Consider the following 6,705-nt stretch of genomic DNA (forward strand, 5'->3'; position numbering starts at 1 on the left):
CTGGTCGAGCAGGTTGTTGCGAATTCCTAAACATCATACAGCCAACAACATAGCAAATGTAAGCGCTCTTGTTAGAAGATTCATTAAAATGTGTGATGTAGATTAGTGTTTGTCAACTCCGAGCACGAACCAGTTGACAGCAGCGACAGGAGTAAGAGTGATGAAAAAGGTGGGTGTAGTCCTCAGCGGCAGCGGCGTTTATGACGGTACGGAGATCCATGAAGCGGTGCTGACGCTGCTGGCGTTGGATCGTGCCGGCGCCCAGGCGGTGTGCTTGGCGCCTGATAAACCACAACGCCATGTTATTAATCACTTATCTGGTGAGGAGATGGCGGAGTCGCGCAATGTTCTGATTGAATCGGCGCGCATTGCCCGCGGTGCGGTGCAGCCGCTGGCGCTGGCGGAGGCCGCGCAGCTGGATGCGCTGATCGTGCCCGGCGGCTTTGGCGCCGCCAAGAACCTCAGCAATTTCGCCGAAGCCGGCGCGGAATGTTGGGTCGATGAAGATTTGGCGCGCCTGACGCGCGAGATGCATAAGGCCAACAAACCAATTGGCCTGATGTGCATCGCGCCGGCGCTGTTGCCGAAACTGCTGGATCAACAAGCGCGGCTGACCATTGGCAACGATCCGGATCTGGGGGAAGTGATTGACGCCATGGGCGGCGAACCGGTGATTTGCCCGGTGGACGACATCGTGGTGGACAGCGAACATAAGATCGTGACCACGCCGGCCTATATGCTGGCGCCGTCTATCGCGCAGGCGGCCCTGGGCATCGATAAGCTGGTGGCGCGGGTGCTGGAACTGGCTGAATGAGAAAATCGCTCGTCGGATGGCGGCGGCTGCGCCCGTGGTATTGGCTGAAGCGCGGCGTCATCGCGATTATCGGCCTGTGGGCGTTGGGCATTGTGCTCTTCGCCTTCCTGCCGGTGCCGTTTTCCGCCGTGATGGTGGAACGGCAGGTCAGCGCCTGGCTGAGCGGCGACTTCGGCTATGTCGCCCATTCGGACTGGGTGTCGATGGACGACATCTCGCCGCAAATGGCGCTGGCGGTGATGGCGGCGGAAGATCAGAAGTTTCCAGACCATTGGGGCTTCGACGTGGCGGCCATTGAAAAGGCGCTCAGCCACAACGAGAAGCGCCCGACGCGCATCCGTGGCGCGTCCACGCTGTCGCAGCAAACCGCCAAGAACCTGTTTTTGTGGGATGGCCGCAGCTGGCTGCGCAAAGGGTTGGAGGCCGGGCTGACGTCCGGCATCGAATTGGTGTGGACCAAGCGGCGCATTCTGACGGTGTACCTGAACATCGTCGAGTTCGGCGATGGGGTGTTCGGCGTGGAAGAGGCTTCACAGCGCTTTTTCCATAAGCCGGCCAAGCGCCTGAGCGCGGCCGAAGCGGCGCTGCTGGCGGCGGTATTGCCGAATCCGCATCGCTTCAGGGCCGATGCGCCCTCCGGCTATGTGGTGCAGCGTCAACAGTGGATCATGCGGCAGATGCGGCAACTGGGCGGGGAAGCGTTTTTACGCGAGAACAAGCTGGATTAAACGGGCGGGAACGGCACGGTGCCGCTCCCGCCAGGCGGATTATTTTACGTAGGTAAAGGCGGTCGTGACGTGCTTCACGCCGCTGACCTGGCTGGCGATCTGCGCCGCCGACTGCCCTTCCTGCTGCGTGACCAGGCCCAGCAAGAACACTTCGCCGTTTTCGGTGGTGACCTTCACGTTGGACGATTTCACCGTATCGCTGGTGAGCAGCTGCGAACGCACCTTGGTGGTGATCCAGGTGTCGGAGGACGCGGTGCTCAGGCTGACCGGCGTGCCCTGACGGATTTCGTTATACACTTCGGTCGTGCCTTCCACGCCCATGGCGATCTGCTTGGCGCGCGCGGTAAGATCGGCGTTAGGCGACTGGCCGGTCAACAGCACCTTGCCCTGATAGGCGGTGGCGACCACTCGGGCCTCTTTCTTCAACTGCTGGTCTTTGCTCAGGGCGCTTTCGACCCTGGCTTCCAGCGTGCCGTCATCCACCTGGGTCCCTACGCTGCGCGGGTCGGTGGCGGTTTTGGTGGCGACGGCCGCACTGCCGACGACGACGCCGGCGATACAGCCTTGCAACAGCAGGGCGCTGGACAGCACTGCAAATGTGGCTTTTAGCTTCATCTCAGTTCCTTAATCGTCCTGGTGGGGGAATAACGTATTGTCTATCAGGTCGCACAGGCAGTTTACGGTCAGCATATGCATTTCCTGAATACGCGAGCTGCGGTGCGACGGGATGCGGATTTCGACATCCTGCTGGCCGAGCAGCCCGGCCAGCTCGCCGCCGTCGTAGCCGGTAAGTGCGACGATGGTCATATCGCGCGTCACGGCCGCCTCGACCGCCTTCACAATATCACGGCTGTTGCCGCGGGTGGAAATCGCCAGCAGCACGTCGCCGGTGTGCCCGAGCGCACGCACCTGCTTGGCGTACACTTCGTCGTGCAGCCGATCGTTGCTGATTGCCGTTAGCACCACGTTGTCGGCGTTGAGAGCGATGGCTGGCAGGCTGGGGCGCTCGGTTTCAAAACGGTTGATCATGCTGGCGGCGAAGTGCTGCGCGTTGGCCGCCGAGGTGCCGTTGCCGCAGCACAGGATTTTGTTGCCGTTGAGTAAGGATTGAACCAGCGTCATCGCAGCGCGGGAAATGGCGTCCGGCAGTGCTTCCGCCGCCGCGATCTGGGTTTGGATGCTTTCGGTGAAACAGACTTTAATTCTATCCAGCACGTTGTATTAATCCACTAAGTCAAAGGGCCGGTCTGCGCCGCAAAACCCCGATTAATCCGCATTGAAGGCGTTGGGTATCCATTCTAACTGGCTACCGGTAATGGCCAAAACATCAAAACGGCAAGATGATGTGTCAAAACTGGCTCCGCGCCCCGCCAGCCAGACGGCGGCGGCGTGCAGCAACCGCTGTTGTTTGCGAAAGGTGACGCTGGCGGCCGCGCCGCCGAAGGCGTCGTTGCGGCGGTAGCGCACTTCGACGAACACCCAGGTGGTGCCGTCGCGCATGATGAGGTCGAGCTCACCGCCGCGCACCGCGACATTGGCGGCGCAGAAGGTGAGCCCGGCGTGTTCCAGGTGACGGCGGGCCAGTAACTCATAGCCCGCCCCTGAGGCGCGTGGGTTCAAGAGACTGGAACGACCGTACCCTGACGGTATTGCAGCCAAGGCAGCTTACGGTTGATCACGCAGTTTGGCGACGCGCTCAGCGTACCGGTGGTGCCGGAAACCTGGAAGCCCGGCAGCTGGCGCATTTCAGCAAAGTGGTTGGCCAATGTCCAGGCATCCATCCCCATCGCATACAGGCGCACCAGCGAGTAGTCGTTGCGGAAACGCGCGCTGGCCTGCTGCAGCAGCTGAGGGTTTGAGCCGGCCAGCAGCGGAATATCGCTGAACTGCAGGCCTTCCATTTCCAGACGGAAGTCCGGGCCGGCGCCGGCCTGGTAGCTGCGCGAGCTGGCGTACATCGCCGGCTTGCCGCGCGAGCTGGTGGCCATGTCGATCATCGGTTTGATCAGCGTCAGCTGAGACTGCGTGGCGACGATGTACACCGCGTCGACGCTGCCGCCGGTGGCGGCGGGCACGTCGCTCGGCGGCGCAGGAATGGTCAGCCCGGCGATGGTGACGCTCTGCGGCGCCGGGGCGCTCGACATCGGCGTACCGGTCATGCGGATGCCGCCGCTGTTCACCATTTGGCGCAGCTCGCCGGCGGAGCCGATGTCCTGTCGCAGCACGGTTTGCCCGCCTTGCTTCTGCCATTCCTGGTTAAAGGCCCTGGCGACGCGATCGCCGAAGGCGCCGCGCGGCACCAGCAGCAGCGGTTGACGCTTCTGCTGTTCCCAGATGTGGCGGGCGGCGTCGCGGGCTTCATCTTCCGGCGACAGGGCGAAGTAACAGATGTTCAGGTTGTCCTTCGGCGTTTCCGGCTGGTTGAGCGCCAGCACGTTCAGCGTGGTGGTGCTGGCGGACAACTGATCGACGTTCTCTTTCAGCAGTGGGCCGACCACCAGGGTGGCGCCATCCTGCTGCGCCTGGCTCAGCAAGGCGGCCAGCGGCTGGCTGGTGGTGTCGTACACTTTGACCTGCGCGTTGGCGGCCTGCAGCGGCGTTATCGGCGCGCTGGACGGCGCAGCGGGTTGCGCGGCGGTGACGGCAGGCTGGCTCTCTTGCGCCGAAGGGCTGACCGCGCCGTTGGCGTTGATGTCACCCGTAGCGGCCTGATCGGCCGGCGCCGTTTGAGCCGGCGTGCTGGCCGGTTGCGCGGCTTGAGGCTGCGGCGCCGGCATGGAACCGCCGTTTTTAGCCGCTTCGAAGCCTTGCTGGATGGCGTCGGCGAACACTTTCGCCTGGCCGTTCAACGGCAGCAGCAGGGCGATTTTCGAGGTGGAGGCCTGGGTGAAGTTCAGCACCTGATTCAGGCGAGCCGGCAGCGTTTTGGCCGCCGGGTTCTTCGGATAACGGTTCTGCCAGTCTTTGATGCCGGCCTTCAGCAGATCGGGATCCTGCTTGTTGTCCTGATAGACGCGCAGCAGATCCAGCCAGCCTTGCAGCACATTCTCGTCGGCGTTGATCACCAGGCTGTTCATCTCCTGCGGCGTCAGCTGCAGCAGCGCCTGCCAGGTTTGATCCAGATTGTCCTGGTGCGCCTTGCCGGTCAGCAGCGGCTCCTGGGCGATATAGGCGCGGATCAATGGCAGCGACGCTTTGCCCTGATTGGCGGCGATCTGCGCCTGGTAGTAGCGCACCTTCTGATTCGGCGACAGCGCACCGCTGTCCAGGTGGCCCAGCGTGCTGCGGGCGCTGACGTAGCTCTTGTTGGCGATCTGCAGTTCGGCGGTCAGCAACTGGCGTTCGGTCTGCTGCGCACCGCTGAGATTTTTCGGCAGTTGATTCAACTGGTCGCCGGCCTGCGGCAGTTTTCCTTCACGCAGCAAGGCGCGAATAGCAAGTAATTGCCAGTCAGCCTTGTTATCATCGCTGCTTTGCTGCAACTGCTGCAGGTAGTAATCGGAGCTGGCGCTCGCTTCGTCCTGTATATTGGCGGGCGGCGTTTGCGGGGCCCGACTTGGACAGCCTGCCAGGAAAAGGGCGGCGGCGATGACTGCGGTCAGTCGGACAGGCTTGGAACGCCCTGCTTTGGTACGAACGAATGTTGAGGAAAGCATACTGTATCCAGTGATGTTTTTTTCAAGATGCTCAATATTAAATCGGCAACCCGGATGAAACAATGAATCAACACCAACAATCAGTCATTTCTGCATCAACGCTGTATGTGGTGCCCACCCCCATCGGCAATCTGGGCGATATTACCCACCGTGCGTTAGAGGTACTGAAAAGCGTTGATCTGATCGCGGCGGAAGATACGCGCCATACCGGATTGCTGTTGCAACACTTCGCGATCAACGCGCGTCTGTTCGCGCTGCACGATCACAACGAACAGCAAAAGGCCGAGCAGCTGCTGGCGAAACTGCAGGAAGGCCAAAGCATTGCGCTGGTTTCCGACGCCGGCACGCCGCTGATCAACGATCCCGGTTATCACCTGGTGCGCCGCTGCCGCGAGGCCGGCATTCGCGTGGTGCCGCTGCCGGGCGCCTGTGCCGCCACTACCGCGCTGTGTGCCGCGGGCGTCGCCTCCGACCGTTTCTGCTACGAAGGTTTCCTGCCGGCGAAAACCAAGGGGCGCAAGGATACGCTGATGGCGCTGGCGGAGGAACCGCGCACGCTGATTTTCTACGAATCCACCCACCGCCTGCTGGAAAGCCTGCAGGACATGGTCACCGTCTGGGGCCCGCAGCGCTATGTGGTGCTGGCGCGCGAGCTGACCAAAACCTGGGAATCCATCCACGGCGCGCCGGTGGGCGAGCTGCTGGCGTGGGTGCAGGAAGATGAAGTGCGCCGCCGCGGCGAAATGGTGCTGATCGTCGAAGGCCACAAGGCGCAGGAAGATGCGCTGCCGCTCGAGGCGCTGCGCACGCTGGCGCTGCTGCAAAAAGAGCTGCCGCTGAAAAAGGCGGCGGCGCTGGCGGCGGAAATCCACGGCGTGAAGAAAAATGCGCTGTATAAGCACGCGCTGGAGCAACAACAGCCGTAAAGCGGTTGACCTGCCGCCGTCGCGACGCTACTATCCGCGCCGGAGTTGACCAGACAGTCGCCGCTTCATTGCCGTCCTCTTCGGGGAGACAGATGGAGGGGAGGAAAGTCCGGGCTCCATAGGGCAGGGTGCCAGGTAACGCCTGGGAGGCGCAAGCCTACGACTAGTGCAACAGAGAGCAAACCGCCGATGGCCCGCGCAAGCGGGATCAGGTAAGGGTGAAAGGGTGCGGTAAGAGCGCACCGCGCGGCTGGCAACAGTTCGTGGCACGGTAAACTCCACCCGGAGCAAGGCCAAATAGGGGTTCACATGGTACGGCCCGTACTGAACCCGGGTAGGCTGCTTGAGCCAGTGAGCGATTGCTGGCCTAGAGGAATGACTGTCCACGACAGAACCCGGCTTACCGGTCAACTCCCTCGACAAAAGAAAACCCCGCGCAACGCCCGTTGCGCGGGGTTTTTCATTGTAAGCCTTAAACCACCTCCTAAGGAGGTGGTGATTGAACCTGTGAGGCTCTAGCCTGAAGGAAACCCATGCCGGAATATTCCAGCTTACTCACCACAAGTAAGAAGGAAATCACC

Annotated in this window: 7 protein-coding genes and 1 other RNA gene; 4 read left to right on the forward strand and 4 right to left on the reverse strand. The window is 61.8% G+C overall.

The genetic code is table 11. The annotated features are described in order from the left end of the window. Positions 1 to 160: 160 nt before the first annotated feature. Together elbB and mtgA are read left to right on the forward strand one after the other, a co-directional pair. Positions 161 to 814: an isoprenoid biosynthesis glyoxalase ElbB gene (elbB, locus tag ACJ8OK_RS19770; protein ID WP_015379166.1), complete on the forward strand. Its 654-nt coding sequence runs from the start codon at positions 161 to 163 to the stop codon at positions 812 to 814. Next, positions 811 to 1,542 carry a monofunctional biosynthetic peptidoglycan transglycosylase gene (mtgA, locus tag ACJ8OK_RS19775; RefSeq protein WP_015379165.1) on the forward strand — a complete coding sequence of 244 codons (732 nt, stop codon included), beginning with the start codon at positions 811 to 813 and terminating at the stop codon, positions 1,540 to 1,542. Before elbB ends, mtgA begins: the two co-directional genes overlap by 4 nt. A gap of 39 nt (positions 1,543 to 1,581) precedes the next feature. Here the strand turns inward: mtgA and dolP are convergent, their stop codons facing one another. From dolP to ACJ8OK_RS19795, 4 genes are read right to left on the reverse strand one after another with little or no spacing between them, the layout of a single operon-like run. After that, on the reverse strand, positions 1,582 to 2,157 hold the full coding sequence (gene dolP, locus ACJ8OK_RS19780) for a division/outer membrane stress-associated lipid-binding lipoprotein (protein WP_021505102.1): 576 nt from the start codon (positions 2,155 to 2,157) through the stop codon (positions 1,582 to 1,584). Positions 2,158 to 2,166: 9 nt separating this feature from the next. Next, positions 2,167 to 2,757 (reverse strand): DnaA initiator-associating protein DiaA, encoded by a 591-nt coding sequence (diaA, locus tag ACJ8OK_RS19785; protein WP_004937103.1) that lies wholly within the window; start codon positions 2,755 to 2,757, stop codon positions 2,167 to 2,169. Between the two features lie 51 nt (positions 2,758 to 2,808). Further along, a complete protein-coding gene (locus tag ACJ8OK_RS19790) occupies positions 2,809 to 3,162 on the reverse strand; it encodes a YraN family protein (protein WP_015379164.1) in 354 nt (117 codons plus the stop codon). Next, the gene (locus ACJ8OK_RS19795) at positions 3,159 to 5,198 is read right to left on the reverse strand and encodes a penicillin-binding protein activator (protein ID WP_015379163.1); all 2,040 of its coding nucleotides are present in this window, start codon (positions 5,196 to 5,198) and stop codon (positions 3,159 to 3,161) included. The genes ACJ8OK_RS19790 and ACJ8OK_RS19795 overlap by 4 nt, the downstream gene beginning before the upstream one ends. A gap of 62 nt (positions 5,199 to 5,260) precedes the next feature. Between ACJ8OK_RS19795 and rsmI the strand changes: the two genes are divergently transcribed. Both rsmI and rnpB read left to right on the forward strand, forming a co-directional pair. Beyond that, positions 5,261 to 6,124, forward strand: coding sequence for a 16S rRNA (cytidine(1402)-2'-O)-methyltransferase (gene rsmI / locus ACJ8OK_RS19800; RefSeq protein WP_015379162.1), 864 nt, complete (start codon positions 5,261 to 5,263; stop codon positions 6,122 to 6,124). 41 nt (positions 6,125 to 6,165) lie between these two features. Then, positions 6,166 to 6,543, forward strand: an RNA gene (rnpB, locus tag ACJ8OK_RS19805) — RNase P RNA component class A. Positions 6,544 to 6,705 lie beyond the last annotated feature (162 nt).

The organism is Serratia sp. CY71090, assembly GCF_052166845.1.
GTDB classification, from domain to species: Bacteria; Pseudomonadota; Gammaproteobacteria; order Enterobacterales; family Enterobacteriaceae; genus Serratia; species Serratia nematodiphila.

Coding starts and splice junctions, on each gene's coding strand:
- dolP (WP_021505102.1), bottom strand. CDS start 2,157: ATGAAGCTAAAAGCCACATTTGCAGTGCTGTCCAGCGCCCTGCTGTTG.
- mtgA (WP_015379165.1), top strand. CDS start 811: ATGAGAAAATCGCTCGTCGGATGGCGGCGGCTGCGCCCGTGGTATTGG.
- rsmI (WP_015379162.1), top strand. CDS start 5,261: ATGAATCAACACCAACAATCAGTCATTTCTGCATCAACGCTGTATGTG.
- elbB (WP_015379166.1), top strand. CDS start 161: ATGAAAAAGGTGGGTGTAGTCCTCAGCGGCAGCGGCGTTTATGACGGT.
- ACJ8OK_RS19795 (WP_015379163.1), bottom strand. CDS start 5,198: ATGCTTTCCTCAACATTCGTTCGTACCAAAGCAGGGCGTTCCAAGCCT.